This is a genomic window from Streptomyces sp. NPDC088812, assembly GCF_044750285.1.
Classification (GTDB): domain Bacteria; phylum Actinomycetota; class Actinomycetes; order Streptomycetales; family Streptomycetaceae; genus Streptomyces.
On record NZ_JBIVJP010000001.1, the window covers coordinates 166,364 to 183,383 of the forward strand.

General features: G+C 72.5%; 15 protein-coding genes. 7 read left to right on the plus strand and 8 right to left on the minus strand.

Annotated features, from left to right (window positions below; all coding sequences use genetic code 11):
* Positions 1–610: 610 nt before the first annotated feature.
* Entirely contained in the window at positions 611–1,906 is a 1,296-nt protein-coding gene (locus ACIP67_RS00765; RefSeq protein WP_401685305.1) for an MFS transporter, read from the plus strand.
* Positions 1,907–2,137: 231 nt separating this feature from the next.
* Here the strand turns inward: ACIP67_RS00765 and ACIP67_RS00770 are convergent, their stop codons facing one another.
* Together ACIP67_RS00770 and ACIP67_RS00775 are read right to left on the minus strand one after the other, a co-directional pair.
* A complete protein-coding gene (locus ACIP67_RS00770; RefSeq protein ID WP_401685308.1) occupies positions 2,138–2,665 on the minus strand; it encodes a hypothetical protein in 528 nt (175 codons plus the stop codon).
* 401 nt (positions 2,666–3,066) lie between these two features.
* Entirely contained in the window at positions 3,067–3,645 is a 579-nt protein-coding gene (locus ACIP67_RS00775; RefSeq protein ID WP_401685311.1) for a hypothetical protein, read from the minus strand.
* A gap of 501 nt (positions 3,646–4,146) precedes the next feature.
* Between ACIP67_RS00775 and ACIP67_RS00780 the strand changes: the two genes are divergently transcribed.
* From ACIP67_RS00780 to gndA, 3 genes are all read left to right on the plus strand, one after another.
* Positions 4,147–4,620, plus strand: a complete 474-nt coding sequence (locus ACIP67_RS00780; RefSeq protein ID WP_401685314.1) for a carboxymuconolactone decarboxylase family protein — start codon at positions 4,147–4,149, stop codon at positions 4,618–4,620.
* A gap of 154 nt (positions 4,621–4,774) precedes the next feature.
* Positions 4,775–5,698, plus strand: a complete 924-nt coding sequence (locus ACIP67_RS00785; RefSeq protein WP_401685317.1) for an RNA polymerase sigma-70 factor — start codon at positions 4,775–4,777, stop codon at positions 5,696–5,698.
* A 371-nt stretch (positions 5,699–6,069) separates the two neighbouring features.
* Positions 6,070–7,512, plus strand: coding sequence for an NADP-dependent phosphogluconate dehydrogenase (gndA, locus tag ACIP67_RS00790; protein ID WP_401685320.1), 1,443 nt, complete (start codon positions 6,070–6,072; stop codon positions 7,510–7,512).
* A 46-nt stretch (positions 7,513–7,558) separates the two neighbouring features.
* Here the strand turns inward: gndA and ACIP67_RS00795 are convergent, their stop codons facing one another.
* Positions 7,559–9,013, minus strand: a complete 1,455-nt coding sequence (locus tag ACIP67_RS00795) for a glyceraldehyde-3-phosphate dehydrogenase (protein WP_401685323.1) — start codon at positions 9,011–9,013, stop codon at positions 7,559–7,561.
* 825 nt (positions 9,014–9,838) lie between these two features.
* On the opposite strand from ACIP67_RS00795, the gene ACIP67_RS00800 reads away from it, so the two are divergent.
* From ACIP67_RS00800 to ACIP67_RS00810, 3 genes are all read left to right on the plus strand, one after another.
* The gene (locus ACIP67_RS00800; RefSeq protein WP_401686748.1) at positions 9,839–10,387 is read left to right on the plus strand and encodes a cysteine hydrolase family protein; all 549 of its coding nucleotides are present in this window, start codon (positions 9,839–9,841) and stop codon (positions 10,385–10,387) included.
* A 170-nt stretch (positions 10,388–10,557) separates the two neighbouring features.
* Positions 10,558–10,956 (plus strand): SseB family protein, encoded by a 399-nt coding sequence (locus ACIP67_RS00805; RefSeq protein WP_389516082.1) that lies wholly within the window; start codon positions 10,558–10,560, stop codon positions 10,954–10,956.
* Between the two features lie 568 nt (positions 10,957–11,524).
* Positions 11,525–12,121: an ALF repeat-containing protein gene (locus tag ACIP67_RS00810; protein ID WP_401685326.1), complete on the plus strand. Its 597-nt coding sequence runs from the start codon at positions 11,525–11,527 to the stop codon at positions 12,119–12,121.
* A 113-nt stretch (positions 12,122–12,234) separates the two neighbouring features.
* Here the strand turns inward: ACIP67_RS00810 and ACIP67_RS00815 are convergent, their stop codons facing one another.
* From ACIP67_RS00815 to ACIP67_RS00835, 5 genes are all read right to left on the minus strand, one after another.
* Entirely contained in the window at positions 12,235–12,624 is a 390-nt protein-coding gene (locus ACIP67_RS00815) for a MarR family winged helix-turn-helix transcriptional regulator (RefSeq protein ID WP_385068878.1), read from the minus strand.
* 123 nt (positions 12,625–12,747) lie between these two features.
* Complete coding sequence (locus ACIP67_RS00820) at positions 12,748–13,779, minus strand: LacI family DNA-binding transcriptional regulator (RefSeq protein WP_401685329.1); 1,032 nt, start codon at positions 13,777–13,779, stop codon at positions 12,748–12,750.
* Positions 13,776–14,681 carry a carbohydrate ABC transporter permease gene (locus ACIP67_RS00825; protein WP_401685332.1) on the minus strand — a complete coding sequence of 302 codons (906 nt, stop codon included), beginning with the start codon at positions 14,679–14,681 and terminating at the stop codon, positions 13,776–13,778. The genes ACIP67_RS00820 and ACIP67_RS00825 overlap by 4 nt, the downstream gene beginning before the upstream one ends.
* Positions 14,678–15,601: a carbohydrate ABC transporter permease gene (locus tag ACIP67_RS00830; protein WP_401685335.1), complete on the minus strand. Its 924-nt coding sequence runs from the start codon at positions 15,599–15,601 to the stop codon at positions 14,678–14,680. The genes ACIP67_RS00825 and ACIP67_RS00830 overlap by 4 nt, the downstream gene beginning before the upstream one ends.
* Entirely contained in the window at positions 15,598–16,914 is a 1,317-nt protein-coding gene (locus ACIP67_RS00835) for an ABC transporter substrate-binding protein (RefSeq protein ID WP_401685337.1), read from the minus strand. The genes ACIP67_RS00830 and ACIP67_RS00835 overlap by 4 nt, the downstream gene beginning before the upstream one ends.
* Positions 16,915–17,020 lie beyond the last annotated feature (106 nt).

The window sequence follows — 17,020 nt, forward strand, 5'->3', positions numbered from 1 at the left end:
CCGGCCCCCGAGCGCGCGCCGACGCCCCGGGTCCGTCGCCACGGCGACTGACCCATCGGCGCGGCGGGGGACGGGGCGACGCGGTGGCGGACCCATCGGCGCGGTGGGGGACCCGTCGGCGCGGTGGCGGACGGGTCGGCGCCCCCATGTGCGCTGGGGCGCGGTGACCGGCCCGTGGCGCGGTGACCGGCCCGTGGCGCGGTGACCGGCCCGTGGCGCGGTGACCGGCCCGTGGGCGCGCGGGGCGCGCCCACGGGCTTGTGAGCAACCACACTCGACCCGGCAACCACCCCGCTGCCAGGGCGACTTGGGGTTCCCGGCGGGAGTGCCGCGGGGGGTGCCGGCATCGTCCGGCCCGCCCCGTCTGCCACGATGGTCCGCGCCGTAACCGACTAGGTGGAGTGGCCGCGCAGCGCAGCCGGCGTTCCCCGGTTCCGCCGCCCCTGTGACCACCGCCTCGCCCCTCGGGTACCGCACTGTGTCTTCCGCCTCCGCGCCCTCCCCTGCCCCGCACACCACCCCTGCCTCCGCCCCCGGCACTCCTGCCTCTGCCCCCGGCTCCGCCGGGAAGGCGTCGCGCTCGCCATGGCGGTCCCTGAGGTACCGCAGCATGCGCTGGTGGTCGGTGGCGAACTTCATGTCCAACGCCGGCACCTGGATGCAGCTCACGGTCCAGAACCTGCTCGTCCTCGAGATCACGGGTTCCGCCGCCGCGACCGGTCTGTCCATGTCCGTCCAGGCCGCCCCCGCCCTCTTCATGAGCCTGCTGGGCGGCGCGGCCGTCGACCGCTGGCCGCGCAAGCTCACGGCCGCGGTCAGCCAGGCGCTCCTGGGCGCCGTGGCCTTCACCACGGCCGTGCTCGTCGCGCTGGACCGGCTCGACATGACCTCCCTGCTGGTGCTGGCCGCTCTGACCGGCACCATCGCCACCGTCGACGGACCGGCCTGCTCCCTGCTGGGCAATGACCTCGTGCCCCGGGAGGACGTGCCGTCCGCCATCGGCGTCGGGGCGCTGGTCTACAACGCGGGGCGGCTCGCCGGCACGGCGCTGGCCGGTGTGACGGTGGGCTTCCTCGGCACGGCGGCCGCGTACGGGGCCAACGGGTTGTCGTTCCTCTTCGTGACGGCGGTCATCCCCTTCCTTCGCCCGGCGCCCGGCGCTGCCGGCGGCGCGGACGCCGGCCGGTCCGTCGTCCCGTCCCAGCGCGAGGGGCGTGCCGCCGACCGTCACGACCGCGGCACGGGCCACCGTGCCGACCTGACCGTGCGGGAAGGCCTGCGCTTCTTCGCCACCCGGCCGCGCCTGGTCGCCCTCGCCTCGATCACCGGGGTCAGCAGCGTCTTCGGACGGAACTACGGGCTCACCCTCGCCGTCCTCGTCACCGGACCGCTCGCGGGCGGTCCGGGTGCCTTCGGCACGGTCTCCACCGTGCTCGCCGTCGGCGGCATCGTCGGCGCGGTCCTGGGCGCCCGGCTGCGCAAGCCCTCGGTCCGGGTGGTGGGCGCGCTGGCCGCCGCGGGAGGGCTGCTCCAGGTGGTGGCGGGTCTGTCGCCGTCCCTGACCATTCTGCTGATCATGGTCCTGCCCATGGCCGTGGTGGAGTCCGTCTCCGACACCGCCGGTACGGCCGTCCTGCAGACCGACCCGCCGGCCCACCTGCGGGGACGCGTGCTCGGTGTGTGGAGCAGCATCGGCACGGTGTGGAGCTTGGGCGGTCCGCCGGCCCTCGGCCTCCTCATGGAACTGGCCGGCGCCCGCGGCGCCCTCGCCGCGGGCGGTCTCCTCATCGCCGGCACGATCGGATCGGGCTTCCTGCTGCGCGCCCGCCGCACCACCCGGACGGTGACCCTCGCGGCACCGGGCGAGGAGCTGACACGTCGCGAGGCCCTGGGGGCGGCTGCCTGAGGTCGCCGGGGCCTCCCGGTCACAGCCGCTCGTCGACGGCTGCGACCGGCACGGTCGCCTCCCGGCGGACGCCGAGCGTGTCGTATCCCGTGAGCCCGTGTCGCATCTCATGGCGACCGCGCAGCGGACACCGCACTTGCTCGGGTGGGCGCGGTGCGCGGGGGAGCCGTACGCCCTGTCGGCACGAAACCTCGTCCGGCCCGGGCGTCTCGCGTCGGGCCGCCGTCGTGCTCAGGCGATGAGGGCCTGGCCCGGGCCCAGGAGGTGCAGCAGCTGGTCCCGGTGCAGGTGGGCGACCGGGGCGAGGAGGTCGGGGTGGCGGAGCAGGGCCGCCGCCTGGCGGTCGCGGGCGTCGGGCGCGACCAGACGGCGGAACTCCATCGGGATGCCGGTCGTGTGGTCACCGCCGTCCAGGCCGGCCACGGCCAGCGCGGCCAGCTCCGGGTCGGTGAGGAGACAGGCCGCCCAGCTCGCCACGACCTCGTCGACCCAGCTGCGCCAGGCCTCCTCCCCCTCCTCCTCGCCGTCCCGGCCGTCCGTCCCGCTGATCCAGTCCAGCCGGCCCGAGCCCCCGGGGCCCGCCATGCCGACCAGCGCCGCGTCCATCACGGTCGGGTACCGCAGCCACGCGGCGACGGTCACCGCCTGGCGCGCCTGCACCTCGCACAGGGCGGAGGCCAGCGCTCCGCCGGAGGCCGGATAGGCCCGCGTCAGCCACTGGGAGGTCGCCGCGATGAGGGGGGAGAGGTCTGCGCGCACTGAAGGCCGTCCGAACGGGTACGGGGAAAGGCTGAAGGAAAACGGTAGCCCGCGGCCCCCGCGGACCGACATGGCCGGACCCTCCCCGGCGGCGTGGCTTCGGCCACATCCGGCCCGGCCGTGACCGAAGCGACCGGCGCCGGCCCCCGACGGACGGCTTCCACGCACGCCCCCCGGCACCGCCCCTGTCTCAGCACCGCCCCGGCACCGCCCCTGTCTCAGCACCGCCCCGGCGCCGCCTCTGTCTCAGCACCGCCCCGGCGCCGCCTCTGTCTCAGCACCGCCCCGGCACCGCCCCTGCCCCCGGCACCGCCCCTGCCCCCGGCACCGCCCCTGCCCCCGGCACCGCCCCTGCCCCCGGCACGGCGGGGTGGGCATCACCACCCCGCCCGCCCAGGGCCTCAGCGATGCAGCAGATAGCGGGTGAGGAGGGAACGGGCCCGCTCCGGGCCGATCCCCAGCGCGGTGCCGACCGAGTCCCAGGACAGCTCGTCGTCCCGGACCGCCTGCGCCGCCTCCCGGCCGATGCCGGGAAGGAGGCGCTCCAGCGCGGTCACCGCTCTCAGGGCGGCCACCGGCGCCTGGTCCACCAGTGTGACCAGATGGTCCTCCAGCCGGTCGATCAGGTCGGTGAGCTCGTCGGGGAGCGGTACGGTCCGTCGCTCCACGGCGCGCAGGTGCTCGGCCCAGTCGCCGTGGGCGGGCCCGGTGTCCAGGTCGTACGGCCGGTCCTCCGGCACCCGCTCCCAGTCGATCGGCCGGGTCTCGCCGCGCCAGCCGCACGTGCACGCCGCGCGGTAGCCGGCCGCCCTCGGACGGCGCAGCCGCCCGTCGTACGCCCACCACTCGCTGGTCTCCAGCCCGCCGTCGGCGCCGCTGCCGAAGTCCAGGAGCACCGCCTTGGGCTCGCTGCCGTCGGCGAGGACCGCGCCGGCGATGCCCTCGTGGGACGAACCGAACTCCTCACTCGTCCACGCCACGGAATCTTCCCCCTCGTTCCAGAGCCGCCTGCCCGGTGCACGGTGCGTCACCGCACGGCGACGGCCACCCCCGCAGGCGAGCATGCCCCGGCCCGACCGCCCCCGAACGGGCGGTTTCTCCTCAAACCGGCGACGTCCGCGGCCCCGACGGCGGCGGGGGAGCGGGGGAGGCGGGTGAGGAGGGCGGGGCGCTGCGGTTCGTGTTGCTGACAGTGTCAGCTACGCGTCCTCGCAACGTGCTGTGGCCGAACGTCCGGTCGTCCGGGGCCGGCCGTGGACAGCAACGTCGGGCGTGGGACGAGTGGTTCATCAAGTGGCCGTGGCGGGTGGCGCCGAGCCGGAAGACTCAGGATCATGGATGGCACGATCGGGTGCTGAAGTGCTTCGTCGGCTGATGCTCGCCGCCAACGGGGAGACGCAGGTCACATTCGTCCGTGTCACAGGGTGCCGGGTCACCTCGTCTCGGGGGTGTAGCCACTGACGACCACGGAGGAGCACACCATGGACGCGCGACTGAACTACTTCGCCGGCCCGACCGCCGGCAAGGCCCTCAAGTACTTCATGTCGGCGGGCAAGGCGCTCAAGGACTCGCCCCTGCCGGCCGCGACGCAGGAGCTGGTGGCGCTGCGCGTGAGCCAGATCAACGGCTGTGCCGTCTGCCTCGACATGCACACCAAGGAGGCCGCCGCTGCCGGCGAGACCTCGGTGCGGCTGAACCTGGTCGCGGCGTGGCGGGAGGCCACGGTCTTCACCGAGGACGAGCGTGCCGCGCTGGCGGTGGCGGAGCAGGGGACCCGGGTCGCGGACGCGGCCAGTGGGGTCAGCGAAGAGGTGTGGGCGAACGCCGCGAAGCACTACGACGAGGAGCAGCTCACCGCCCTGGTGTTCCTGATCTCCTTCATGAACTCGGTCAACCGGCTGAACATCATCACCCGGCAGCCGGCCGGCACGTACGAGGTCGGGCAGTTCCACTGAGCGGCATCAGCAACTGGCTCGGGGCCCGGCTGCGGGCCACCGGGCCCCCGGTGTCGGGGCACTACTCTGGCCTGCCGGTGGTCCCGCTGATCACAAGAAGCCGGCTGTGCCCACGCGTACAGCCAGGTGGGCGGGCTCAAGGAGGGGATCCGGCATGGGCAAGGTCGAGGAGTTCGAGGAGCTACGGCCGCTGCTGTTCTCGATCGCCTATCGCATTCTGGGCAGTGTGGGTGAGGCCGAGGACGCGGTGCAGGAGGCGTGGCTGCGCTTCGACGGCTCATCGACCCGACCCACGTCGACCAAGGCTTTCCTGTCGGCCACGGTGACACGGATCGCGATCGATGTGCTGCGCTCCGCACGGGTGCGGCGCGAGGAGTACGTCGGGCCGTGGTTTCCCGAGCCGCTGCTGAGCGATCCGTATGAGGATCCGGCGCGGTCGGTGGAGCTGGCCGACTCGGTGTCGATGGCGGCGCTGTTGCTGCTGGAGCGGCTCAGCCCGCTGGAGCGGGCGGTGTTCGTGCTGCGGGAGGTGTTCGCCTTCGAGTTCGGCGAGGTCGCCGCGGCGGTGGGGCGGTCGGAGGCGGCATGCCGGCAACTGCTGGTGCGGGCGCGGAGGCATATGGAGGCTGGGCGGCCGCGGTTCGCCGCGGACCGGCAGGAGCGGCAGGAGCTGGCGACGCGGTTCTTCGGCGCGCTGAAGAACGGGGATGTGGGCGGGTTGCAGAATCTGCTGGCCGCCGACGTGCAGTTGGTCGGGGATGGCGGCGGCAAGGCCCCGCAGCTGGCCAAGGCCGTCATGGGCGTGGTGAACGTGGCCCGGGTGCTGGGCACGGTCTTCCCCTTGATGACCCGGATCGATGTGACGTTCGAGCCGCACGAGATCAACGGCCAGCCCGGCGCGATCTTCCGTGACCGGGACGGCAAGATCCTGCATGCCCTGGCCCTCGAGGTGCTCGACGGGCAGATCCAGACCATCCGCGCGGTCATCAATCCCGACAAGCTCGGCCACCTCGGACCGGTCGCGGACGCCTGGGCCATCGACCGCGAGGTGAAGCGAGCCCGTCGGCAGATGAGCTGACCGATTGACTGGGCACCGGCTGGGCGAGACGACGGACAGCGCACCACAGCGCCGACGACCGGACGTGCCCCTGCCGACTGCCGCATCGCGCCGGATGAGGCTCCCGGATCGACCGCCGGTTGCCTTGGGCCGGATCGTGGCCGACTACCGGGACTGGGCCCTCCTGGCAGCCGAAGCAACCGGCAGAAGGGCGCTCGCTGAAGCTGCCGCGGCCGACGGCGCATACGTCGTCGGCCCCCGCCGCCCGGTCCTGCGGCCGGTCGGGCCGACGTCTTCGGCCCGGCATCGAGAAGAACCGTCCCGCGGGCCGTACCTGGTGGCACGAGGGGCCGCCCGCCCCGACCGCGCCACCGATACAAGGGACGTACCTCATGAACGCAACCGCTGCCATCGGCGTCACCGGCCTCGGCGTGATGGGCCGCAACCTCGCGCGCAACTTCGCCCGCCACGGCCACACGGTCGCCGTGCACAACCGCAGCGTGGGCCGCACGCGCGCGCTGGTCGAGGAGTTCGGGCACGAGGGCGCGTTCGTCCCGGCCGAGTCGGCCGAGGAGTTCGTGGCCGCGCTGGAACGCCCCCGCCGTGTGATGATCATGGTGCAGGCGGGTGCCGTCACGGACGCGGTCATCGACGAGTTCGCCCCGCTGCTGGAGCCCGGCGACATGATCATCGACGGGGGCAACGCGCACTTCGCCGACACCCGCCGACGTGAGGAAACCCTGCGGGAGCGCGGCATCCACTTCGTCGGCGCCGGCGTCTCCGGTGGCGAGGAGGGCGCGCTCAACGGGCCGTCGATCATGGTCGGCGGCTCCGCCGAGTCCTACGCCGTGCTCGGCCCGATGGTCGAGTCCGTGAGCGCGCGGGTCGGCGGCGAGCCCTGCGCCGCCCATGTCGGCACCGACGGGGCGGGGCACTTCGTCAAGATGGTGCACAACGGCATCGAGTACGCCGACATGCAGCTCATCGCCGAGGCGTACGACCTGCTGCGCCAGGTCGCCGGATACACCCCGGCCGAGATCGCCGGCGTCTTCCGTACCTGGAACGAGGGCCGGCTCGGCTCCTACCTGATCGAGATCACCGCCGAGGTCCTCGCCCACACCGACGCCGCCACCGGTGCCCCGTTCGTGGACGTGGTGGCGGACGCCGCCGGGCAGAAGGGCACCGGCCGCTGGACCGTGCAGACGGCACTGGACCTGGCCTCGCCGGTCACCGCCATCGCCCAGGCCACCTTCGCCCGCGCCGTCTCCGGCCAGGGCGACCTGCGGGCCGCCTACGCCGGACTGCCCGGCGGCACCGCCTCCCCGCTCAGCCGCACGGAGGCCGCGCGCTTCACCTCGCAGGTGGAGCACGCCCTGTACGCGTCGAAGGTCATCGCCTACGACCAGGGCTGGAAGATGATCCAGGACGCGGCGGGCGAGTTCGGCTGGAAGATCGACCTGGGCGCCGTGGCCGGGATCTGGCGCGGCGGCTGCATCATCCGCGCGTCCTTCCTGGACCGCATCCGCACCGCGTACGCCGCCGACCCCGAGCTGATCAGCCTGCTCGCGGAGGAGCGGTTCGCCACCGAGATCGCCGAGGCGCAGGTGCCGTGGCGGGAGACCGTCGCCTCCGCCGCCCGGCGGGGCATCCCCGTCCCCGCGTTCTCCGCGGCCCTCGCGCACTACGACACGCTGCGCGCCGACCGCCTGCCCGCCGCGCTGCTCCAGGGGCAGCGCGACTACTTCGGCGCCCACACCTACCGCCGTACCGACCGCCCCGGCGCCTTCCACACCCACTGGTCGGCGCCGGGCCGCCCGGAGACGGCGTCGGCCTGAGGGGCCTTGTCCGGCCCGCCCCCGACCGGGCGGGCCGGACCGTCGGTCAGGCGCTCGGCGCCGGGTAGGTGGGGTACTCCACCCCGGAGACGTGCTGGACGACGCGGACGACCTGGCAGGAGTAGCCGAACTCGTTGTCGTACCAGAGGTAGAGGATCGCGTTGTCGCCGTCGACCTTGGTGGCGCCGGCGTCGATGATCGAGGCGTGGCGCGAGCCGATGAAGTCCATCGAGACCGCGTCGGGGGCCGTGGTGAAGTCGATCTGACGCTTGAGCGGCGAGGTGAGGGAGACCTCGCGCAGGTGGTCGAGGACCTCCTCGCGGGTCGTCTCGCGGCCGAGCCGCAGGCTGAGGATCGCGATCGAGACGTCCGGCACCGGGACCCGGATCGAGCTGCCGGTGATCGGCGCCTCGAGGTCGGGCAGCGCCTTGGCGACGGCGGACGCGGCACCGGTCTCGGTGATGACCATGTTGAGCGGCGCGGAACGGCCGCGACGGTCAGCCTTGTGGTAGTTGTCCAGCAGGTTCTGGTCGTTGGTAAACGAGTGGACGGTCTCCACGTGACCGCGCAGCACACCGTACTCGTCGTGCATCGCCTTCAGCGGCGGCACGATCGCGTTCGTGGTGCAGGAGGCGCAGGACAGGATCTGCTCGTCCGGCTTGATCGTGTCGTGGTTGACGCCGTGCACGATGTTGGGGACGTCGCCCTTGCCGGGCGCGGTCAGCACGACCTTGTCGATGCCGGGCCGCAGGTGCTGGGAGAGGCCCTCGCGGTCGCGCCACTTGCCGGTGTTGTCGATGAGGATGGCGTTCTTGATGCCGTACGCCGTGTAGTCGACCGTGGTCGGGTCGTCGGCGTAGATGACCTTGATCTCGTTGCCGTTGGCGACGATCTTGTTGTTCGCCTCGTCGACGGTGATGGTGCCCTGGAACTGGCCGTGGACGGAGTCGCGCCGCAGCAGCGAGGCGCGCTTGACGAGGTCCTCGGAGGCCCGCCCGGCGCCGCCGCGTACGACGATGGCACGCAGCCGCAGACCGTTGCCGGAGCCGGACTTCTCGATGAGCAGGCGGGCGACGAGGCGGCCGATGCGGCCGAAGCCGTAGAGGACGACGTCGCGCGGCTCGCGCCGGTCGATCTTCTCGGCGCCCGTGGCGCCGGCGACGGCCTCGGCGGTGAACTCGTCCACCGACAGACCGCGGTCGTCGGCCCGGTGGGTCGCGGCGAGCATGCCGATGTCGATCTGCGACGGGCCGAGGTCGAGCGTGGTGAGGGCCCGCAGGAAGGGCATCGTCTCGGTGACCGAGAGCTCCTCGCCCGCGATCTGCCGGGCGAAGCGGTGGGTCTTCAGGATGCTGACCACCGACTTGTTCACCAGGGAGCGGCTGTGCAGCAGGACCGTGACGTCCCGCTCCCGGTGGAGCTTGCCGATCATCGGGATCATCGACTCCGCGATCTCCTCGCGGTTCTTCCAGTTGGTGAACGAGTCCTCGTTGACAGTCACAGGTATCTCTTTCGAGCTAGGTGGCGCTCATATGCTAACCCGCTGATGATCCGGCCCTTCAAGCGCCCGACCGCCCGGCCGCACGTTCGGGTGCTGCCGTGGAGTCGACGACGGAGCGGCTGTCTGCTCAACTTCGCTGATCTGTAAGGTGGTTGGGCTCCGAGGGGGAGGGCGGCGGCGTGGGGGTGGGGTGCGACCGGGCTCACAGCCGCGGCGTGGTCCCGAACCGCGGACCCAGGTCCGGCCGGTCGGTGCGGCCATTTCGGTCACCACACGGTGGACCCGGGTCAGGTCGTCGAGCAGGGCCTGCGTCTCGTCCGTGCCGAGCCCGGCCGTCCGGCTGATCTCCGCCGGCGGTACCGGCTCACCGCCGCCATGGCATGGATCGACGGCGGGCCGTGCCGGGTAGGAGTGTGACGGGTGACCACGACCCGCGCGCCCCTCACCCGACGGGACCGATACGACCGGCGGACCGGCAGGCTCGACGGACCGACGGACCGACGGACCGACGGACCGGGGGACCGACGGACCGGGGGACCGAAAGACCGGGAGACCGGGAGACCGGAGACCGTCGCACCGGCCCGACCGGCAGCCCCGGCGGACCGGCGACCGACAGGACCGGCGACCGACAGGACCGGCGACCGACGAGACGGTGACCGACAGGAACCGAACAGACAGGCCGACGATGACGGACGACCCCCACGCCGACACCCTCACCGGCGCACCTCGGCACCCCCGCACCGGCCGGTGGCGGCGTTCGTGTGCGGGAGACCGGGGTCCGTGCGCGGGAGGCCGGGGTCCGGGCAGGGAGGTGGCGACGTGCGGATGACCCCGGCCGGCCTGCTCACCGTCATCGACATGCAGCACGTCTTCGCCGACCCCGCGAGCCCCTGGGCGGTCCCCCGTTTCGCCGGGGCGGCAGCAGGCGTACGACGGCTGCTGCGCTCCTTCGGCGACCGCGTCGTCTTCACCCGCTTCGTCGCGCCCCGGGAGCCCACCGGCGCCTGGCGCGCCTACTACGAGCGCTGGCCGTTCGCCCGGCAGCCCCCGAACGCGCCCCTGTGGCGCCTCGTCGACGAATTCGCCCCCCTGGCCCGTGACGTGCTGGACGCCCCCACGTTCGGGAAGTGGACCGCGCGTCTCGCCGCGCGCACGGCGCACGAGGGAAGGCTCGTGCTGGCCGGCGTCAGCACCGACCGCTGCGTGCTGTCCACGGCCCTCGCCGCCGCCGACGCCGGGACCGAGGTGCTGGTCGTCGCCGACGCCTGCGCGGGTGCCGACGACGCCTCGCACGCCGAGGCCCTGCACGTCATGGACCTCTACGGGCCGCTGGTCCGGGTCACGACGATCGCGGAACTGCTGCGGACGGGGTGAGCCCGCGCCCGGATTCCCGGAGACCGTACTCCCACAGACCGCACTCCCGGACACCGACAGGGCGTCGCCACGGTTGAGCTCCCGTGGGCCGGGTACGCGAGGCCGGACCGGGTCCGGACGCATGTCCGCCCGGACCTGGCCGTCCGACCGCCGCTATCCGGGGAGCTGTCATGCAGACACCCGCCCACGAGCCCGACGCCACTCCCGCCGCGCAGGCGCTGGACGCCCTGGCCCGGGACACCGGGGACGCCACCGCGCTGGACACCCTCGCGCACTGCGACGTGCTCGTGCCCGTGCCGGACGACGCCACCGACGAGGACGTCACCAACCCCAGCACGCTGGCGCTGCCCGTGCTGGAGCAGCCCGGCGGCACGCCCGTCGTGCCCGTGTTCACCTCCGAACCGGAGATGGCCGACCTGCTGCCCGGGATCGACCGCTACCGCCTGGTACCGCTCGGCGCGCTCGCCGCGCAGTGGCCGGACGGCGAGCTGTCGCTCTCCATCGACGCGGCGGGCGACCACCCGCTGACGCTCACCTCGGAGGGAGTGCGCACCCTGCTGGCGCGGTGAGCAGCGGCCCCTGCCGAGGCCGGGCGTCCCCGCGGACCGCATATCGGCGGCCGCGGCCGCAGACGCGTGGGCCGGGGGGTGCACTGACCTTCGGCCGACCGCGGCCGCTCGCGCGTGCCCGCCTGTCGCCCGCCGATGACGACGCCACCGCAGGGAAGCCGCGATCACCTCGGCCGCGCGCTCGCCCCCTGCCCGTCTGTCCGGCCGTCCGGCCCGCCTGTGCGAACCGCGTGGGTAAGGGGTGCCTCGCCCTCGGCCCCCCGCGTCCACGGCCCGGTCTCCGCCACCGCCCCACGTCGCTCGCTCGCACCCTCGGCCCCGGCGGCGACAGGGCGCCCGCCCTCTTGCAGTCCCGCCCTCTTGCAGTCCCGCCGTCGCCGCTCACCTCGGAACCGGAGACCGACCGTCACGCGGGACACGGACCGTCGCCCGCGCCTCGGCGAGCCGTGCACGCACCAGATCACGCCACTGACCGGCGGTAAAACGCCTTGTGCCGCACCGCTCGCCCTTGGAAGGATCTTGGGCCGACGAGGAGCAGCCAGCGCCTCTCCGTTCGACGGGGGACCCCATGAGACCGACCCGCACGGCACTCGTCCTGGCCGCCGGAGCCCTGGCCCCGGCCCTACTGCTCTCGGCGCCGTCCTCGGCCGCCGAGGCGTCCGCCACGACGGTCACCGCGTCCGCCGCGACGGCCGCGGACACGGAGTCGCCGTACGACTCGATGTCGGAGGACGACCTCCGTGTCGAGGTCGCGCGCATCCTGGCGGACCCCAGCTCGGGGAAGGGTGTGCGCCGGGAGGCTCAGGAGGCGCTCGACGGCACCGTCGAGGACCTGCGGTACTTCCTCGAGACCGGGCGCTGGATCGCCCAGGACGAGGACAACTCCTTCGCCATCTCGAAGCTGCTGGCCGACCCCGACATCGGAACGGCTGTGTTCAGGGAGGCGCAGAAAGCTCTCAGCGGCACCGCCGAGGACCGGAGCCTGTTCCTGTCGACCGGCCTCCGCCTCGCCCAGGCCGAGGACGACCGCGTCGCCGTCTCGAAGATCCTTGCCGACCCGACCATCAGCGACGCCCTGCGCGCGGCGGCCGAACAGGTGATCGACGGCACCCCCGAGGAGTTGCGGTACTTCCTGGAGGTCGGGCAGTACGAGGTGGACGGCTGAGGACGGGCCCCGAACCGGCCTGACCCCGCACCCCGGACGGGCCCGGGGTGCGGTGGCGCCGAGAACGCCCGAACTCGTACGGCGGCGCCGGGCGGCCCGCCGGACGCATGCGCTCAGCCGCCCAGCATGCGCTCCAGCACCTCCCGCTGGAGCGGCAGCACCTCGGCGTGCAGGTCGCGGCCCTTGCGGGTGAGGGCGACCCACACCCCGCGCCGGTCCTCCACGCAGACGGAGCGTTCCACCAGGCCGTCCTTCTCCAGCCGGCCGATGAGGCGGGACAGGGCGCTCTGGCTGAGGTGCACCTGTTCCACCAGGTCCTGCACACGGCACTGGTCGCCCTGCCGGGGTGCCTTCGCGGCGAGGAGGTCGAGCACCTCGAAGTCGCTCGCGCCGAGTCCGTGCGGATGCAGCACGCGGTCGATCTCGCACGTCGTGCGCGCGTGCACCCCCAGGATGTCCCGCCACCGCTCCTCGAGGCCCGCCCCGGCCGTCTTAGCTGCCATACCCGCACGGTAACACCGAAGACGCTGTTCGTTTACCGTGCAACTAGTGCGGGCGCAACGTCGGATCACCTCGCATCCGCCCGGCTCAGCCAGGCTCACCCGGCTCAGCCAGGCTCACCCGGCTCAGGCCGACTCGCGCTGGACCAGTTCCGTCGGCAGGATCACCGCGGCGGGGTCCTCGCCGCCTATCTGGGCGAGCAGCACGCGGACCATCTCGCTGCTGATCCGGTCCCAGGGCTGGCGGATGGTGGTGAGGGTCGGGCTGGCGGCGGTCGCGGCGGGCGAGTCGTCGAAGCCGCCGACCGCGACGTCCTCCGGGACCCGCCGGCCGGCCCGCCGCAGCGCGGCCAGCACGCCCTGCGCCATCAGGTCGGAGGCGACGAACACCGCGTCCAGGTCGGGGACCCGGGCCAGCAGCCGCTCGGCCCCGGCCTCCCCGCTGGCCCGGCTGTAGTCGCCGGGGACGACCAGCCGCTCGTCGAAGGCGATGTCCGCCTCGGCGAGCACCTCCCGGTAGCCGGCGAGCCGCTCCACACCGCCCGGGGTGTCCTGCGGGCCGGTGACGACGCCGATCCGGCGGCGGCCGAGCGCCACCAGATGGCGCACCATGTCACGGGCGCCGTCGCGGTCGTCGGCGGCCACGTAACTCACCTTCGACCCGAGCCCGATGGGCTTGCCGCACGCCACCAGCGGCACGCCCGCCTCGCGCAGCTCGGTGGCGACCGGGTCCCCGGAGTGGCTGGAGACCAGCAGTACCCCGTCGACGTGCCCCGCGGTGATGTACCGCGTGATGCGCCGCCGCTCGTCCTCGGTCCCGGCCAGCATCAGCAGCAGCGGGATGTCGTGCGCGGCCAGCGCCTGGGTGCAGCCGCGCAGCAGGACGTTGAAGTTGGGGTCCTCGAAGAACCGCTCCTGCGGCTCCGTCAGCAGGAAGCCGACCGAGTCCGAACGCCCGGTGATCAGCGAGCGCGCGTGCCGGTTCACCACGTAACCCGTCTTGCGGATCGCGGCGTTGACCGCCTCCTGCGCGGAAGGGCTGACGTAGTGGCCGCCGTTGAGCACGCGCGAGACGGTGCCCCGTGAGACACCCGCCTCGCGCGCCACGTCGTGGATCGTCGGCGGTCTGCGCCGGCCCCCCGTATTGCTCATGGTCATGACTTTACGGCGCCGGACAGCAGATCGAGGCTCCAGAACCTCTGGACCACCAGGAACAGCGCCACCAGCGGCAACACCGCGAGGAACGCGCCGGTGATCACCAGCGTGTACAGCGCGGGCTGGTTCGAGCCCTGCTCCAGCAGCGTGAACAGACCGAGCGTGATCGGGAACTTCTCGTCGTCGGCGAGCATGATGTACGGCAGCAGGAAGTTGTTCCACACCGCCACGAACTGGAACAGGAACACCGTCACCAGTCCGGGGACCATCATCGGCAGCGCGATCCGGGTGAAGATCCGCCACTCGCTCGCCCCGTCCATCCGGCCGGCCTCCACCACGTCGCCCGGCACCGCCGCGGCCGCGTAGATGCGCGCGAGGTAGACGCCGTACGGGGAGAGGATCTGCGGCAGCAGCACGGACCAGTAGGTGTCCGTGAGATCCGCCTGCGCCAGCAGCAGGTACTGCGGGACGGCGAGGATGACCGGCGGCATCAGCACGCCCGCGAGCAGCACGTTGAAGATGGTCTCGCGGCCGCGGAAGCGGTAGGTCGCCAGCGCGTAGCCGCTCAGCGCGGACACGCACGTCGACAGCAGGGCGCCGAGACCGGAGTAGAGCGCGGAGTTGCCCATCCACTCCCAGTAGACGCCGTCGCGGTAGGCGTTGAGGTCCTTGAGGTTGTCGGCGAAGCCGGTGCCCGGCAGGAAGGTGAAGGTGGAGAACAGCTCGCGCCCCGATTTGGTGGACGCGATCACCACCCAGGCCACCGGCAGCAGGCAGTAGAGCGCGCCCAGCAGCAGCGTGATCGTCGGGACGAGCGCGATGCGGCGGCGCAGCGGCGGGCGGCCCTGGGCGGCGCCGGTCGTGCCGGCCGCCGAAGGGGCCTTTCGTACGGCAAGAGAACTCATCGTGCTGCCTCCTGCTTGTTGCGGCGGTTCGCGGCGCGCAGGAACCCGAAGGAGAGCAGCAGCGTCGCGAGCGCGATGATCACGGCCTGGGCGGCCGCCGCGTAGACGTCACCGGTGGCGAACGCGTCCCGGTACACCTTCATCAGCGGACTCCAGGTCGTCGACACGGAGTTGGTGAGTGGCTTGAGGGTGGTCGGCTCGTTGAACACCTGGAGCGTGGCGATGATCGAGAAGAAGAAGGTGAGCACCAGCGAGGGCGCCACCATCGGGATCTTGATCCGCAGCGCGACCTGCAACGGGGTGGCCCCGTCCAGCTTCGCCGCCTCGTACACCTCGGCCGGGATCGCCCGCAGCGAGGTGTAGATGACGATCATGTTGAAGCCGGTGCCGCCCCAGACCGCGATGTTCGACAGGGCGAGGTAGAGCGGACCGCCGTCCAGCAGGTCCGGCTGCGGCAGGCCCAGCCGGTCGAGCACGAAGTAGAAGGGGCTGACGTCCGGCAGGTACAGGAAGCCCCACAGCAGCGCCGCCACCACGCCGGGGATGGCGTACGGCAGGAAGATCGCGAGCCGGGTGAACGGGGCGAGCCGCACCTTCTCGGAGTCGAGCATCAGCGCGAACACCAGGGCGAGACCCAGCATCACCGGGACGACGATGCAGCCGTAGCCCAGCACGCGCAGCGCGCCGTCCAGCAGTTCGCTGTCGGTGAAGGCGGCGGTGTAGTTCTCCAGGCCGGCCCAGACCTCCTTCCGGGCTCCGGAGCCCAGGCCGAGCCCGGAGACCTTCACCTTGTGGAAGCTGAGCCAGACCGCGTAACCGATGGGCAGCGCGAAGAAGAGGGCGAAGAGCAGCGTGGCGGGGAGGAGGAAGGCGTACGGGGCGCCCTTGACCCCGTACGACTTCCGGTGTGCGCTGGTCACTCGGAGACCTCGAAGCCCTGCTTCTTCAGGTCGGCGACCGTGGCGGCCTGCATCTCGTCCAGGGCGGCGGAGAAGTCCGACTTGTTCTTGGCGGCGGCGCCGAAGGCGTCCTTGAAGGTCGTGTAGGCGACGTTCACGTTCGGGCCCCAGGCCGAGGGGGCCGTGGTCTTCGCGATGTCGGCGGCCACGGTGTAGAAGTCCGCCTGGTTGGAGAAGTAGGCCGGCGGGGTGGTGAAGGCGCCGCTGAGCTGGGCGGAGGTGGAGGCCGGGTAGATGCCGCTCTCCTTGGCCAGCGCGTTGAGCGCGTCGCCGTCGGTGTTCAGCCAGGCGGCGAACTTCGCCGCGGCCTCCTTGTGCTTCGAGTCGGTGGTGACACCGACGGAGGAGCCGCCCCAGCTGCCGGTGACGTTCTCGCTCTGCGACCACTGGGGGAGCGGGGCCATGGCCCACTTGCCCGCGGTGTCGGGCGCGGCGGTGGTCAGCGTGCCCGGCGCCCACACGGCGGAGACCCAGGCGATCTGCTGTCCGGTGTTGAGCGCCTTGTTCCAGGCCGGGGTGTACATCGGCTGGTTGTCGATGGCGCCCTCCTTGACCAGGCCGCCCCAGAAGTCGGCGACCTTCTTCGTGGCCGCGTCGTTGATGCCGACCTGCCACTTGTCGCCGGAGGTGGTCCACCACTGGGCGCCGGCCTGCTGGGCGAGGCCCGCGAAGAGACCGGAGTCGTTGGCGGAGAAGGTGGTGAGGTCGACGTCGGGCGCCTTCTTCTTCAGCGCGCGGGCGGTCTCGGCGAACTGCTCCCAGGTCGTCGGGACCGTCAGGCCGTACTTCTTGAAGAGGTCCTCGCGGTAGTAGAACATCATCGGGCCGATGTCCTGCGGCACCGCGTAGACGGCGTCGGTGCCCAGCGTGGTCTGCTGCCACACGCCCTCGGCGAACTTGTCCTTCGCGTCGCCGACGTCACCCGATATGTCGGCGAGCGCGTCGTTGCTGACCAGCGTCGGCACCGACTGGTACTCCACCTGGACCAGGTCGGGCGCCTTGCCGGCCTTGTGCGCGGTGAGGATCTTGGTGATCAGCGAGTCGCCGGACGCCTGCTTCTTCACCGTGACCGTGATCTGGTCCTTCTTGCCCTGGCCCTTGTTCCACAGGTCGACGACCTTGTCCATGCCGGGCGTCCAGGTCCAGTACGTCAGTGAGACCGGACCCGACTCGGTCTCACTGTCGTCGGACGAGCCGCAGGCGGCGAGTGCGGTACCGCCGAGCGCGATGGCGAGGGCGGTGGCCACGAGGCGACGGCGCTTCGTGATGGGCATGGATTTCTCCCCTGACCTGGGGTCCCCGCCTGCTGCGAGGACCTGCCATGCTTCTGTGAGCGTTCACAGTAGAGAAACATCCCGGACACTTGTCAATGGTTGTTGC

What these genes read in the sequence shown, in the direction of transcription:
- ACIP67_RS00805 (WP_389516082.1), top strand. Translation starts at nt 10,558, where the DNA reads ATGCAGACACCCGCCCACGAGCCCGACGCCACTCCCGCCGCGCAGGCG.
- ACIP67_RS00780 (WP_401685314.1), top strand. Translation starts at nt 4,147, where the DNA reads ATGGACGCGCGACTGAACTACTTCGCCGGCCCGACCGCCGGCAAGGCC.
- ACIP67_RS00815 (WP_385068878.1), bottom strand. Translation starts at nt 12,624, where the DNA reads ATGGCAGCTAAGACGGCCGGGGCGGGCCTCGAGGAGCGGTGGCGGGAC.
- ACIP67_RS00785 (WP_401685317.1), top strand. Translation starts at nt 4,775, where the DNA reads ATGGGCAAGGTCGAGGAGTTCGAGGAGCTACGGCCGCTGCTGTTCTCG.
- ACIP67_RS00800 (WP_401686748.1), top strand. Translation starts at nt 9,839, where the DNA reads ATGACCCCGGCCGGCCTGCTCACCGTCATCGACATGCAGCACGTCTTC.
- ACIP67_RS00765 (WP_401685305.1), top strand. Translation starts at nt 611, where the DNA reads ATGCGCTGGTGGTCGGTGGCGAACTTCATGTCCAACGCCGGCACCTGG.
- ACIP67_RS00835 (WP_401685337.1), bottom strand. Translation starts at nt 16,914, where the DNA reads ATGCCCATCACGAAGCGCCGTCGCCTCGTGGCCACCGCCCTCGCCATC.
- gndA (WP_401685320.1), top strand. Translation starts at nt 6,070, where the DNA reads ATGAACGCAACCGCTGCCATCGGCGTCACCGGCCTCGGCGTGATGGGC.
- ACIP67_RS00825 (WP_401685332.1), bottom strand. Translation starts at nt 14,681, where the DNA reads ATGAGTTCTCTTGCCGTACGAAAGGCCCCTTCGGCGGCCGGCACGACC.
- ACIP67_RS00820 (WP_401685329.1), bottom strand. Translation starts at nt 13,779, where the DNA reads ATGACCATGAGCAATACGGGGGGCCGGCGCAGACCGCCGACGATCCAC.
- ACIP67_RS00810 (WP_401685326.1), top strand. Translation starts at nt 11,525, where the DNA reads ATGAGACCGACCCGCACGGCACTCGTCCTGGCCGCCGGAGCCCTGGCC.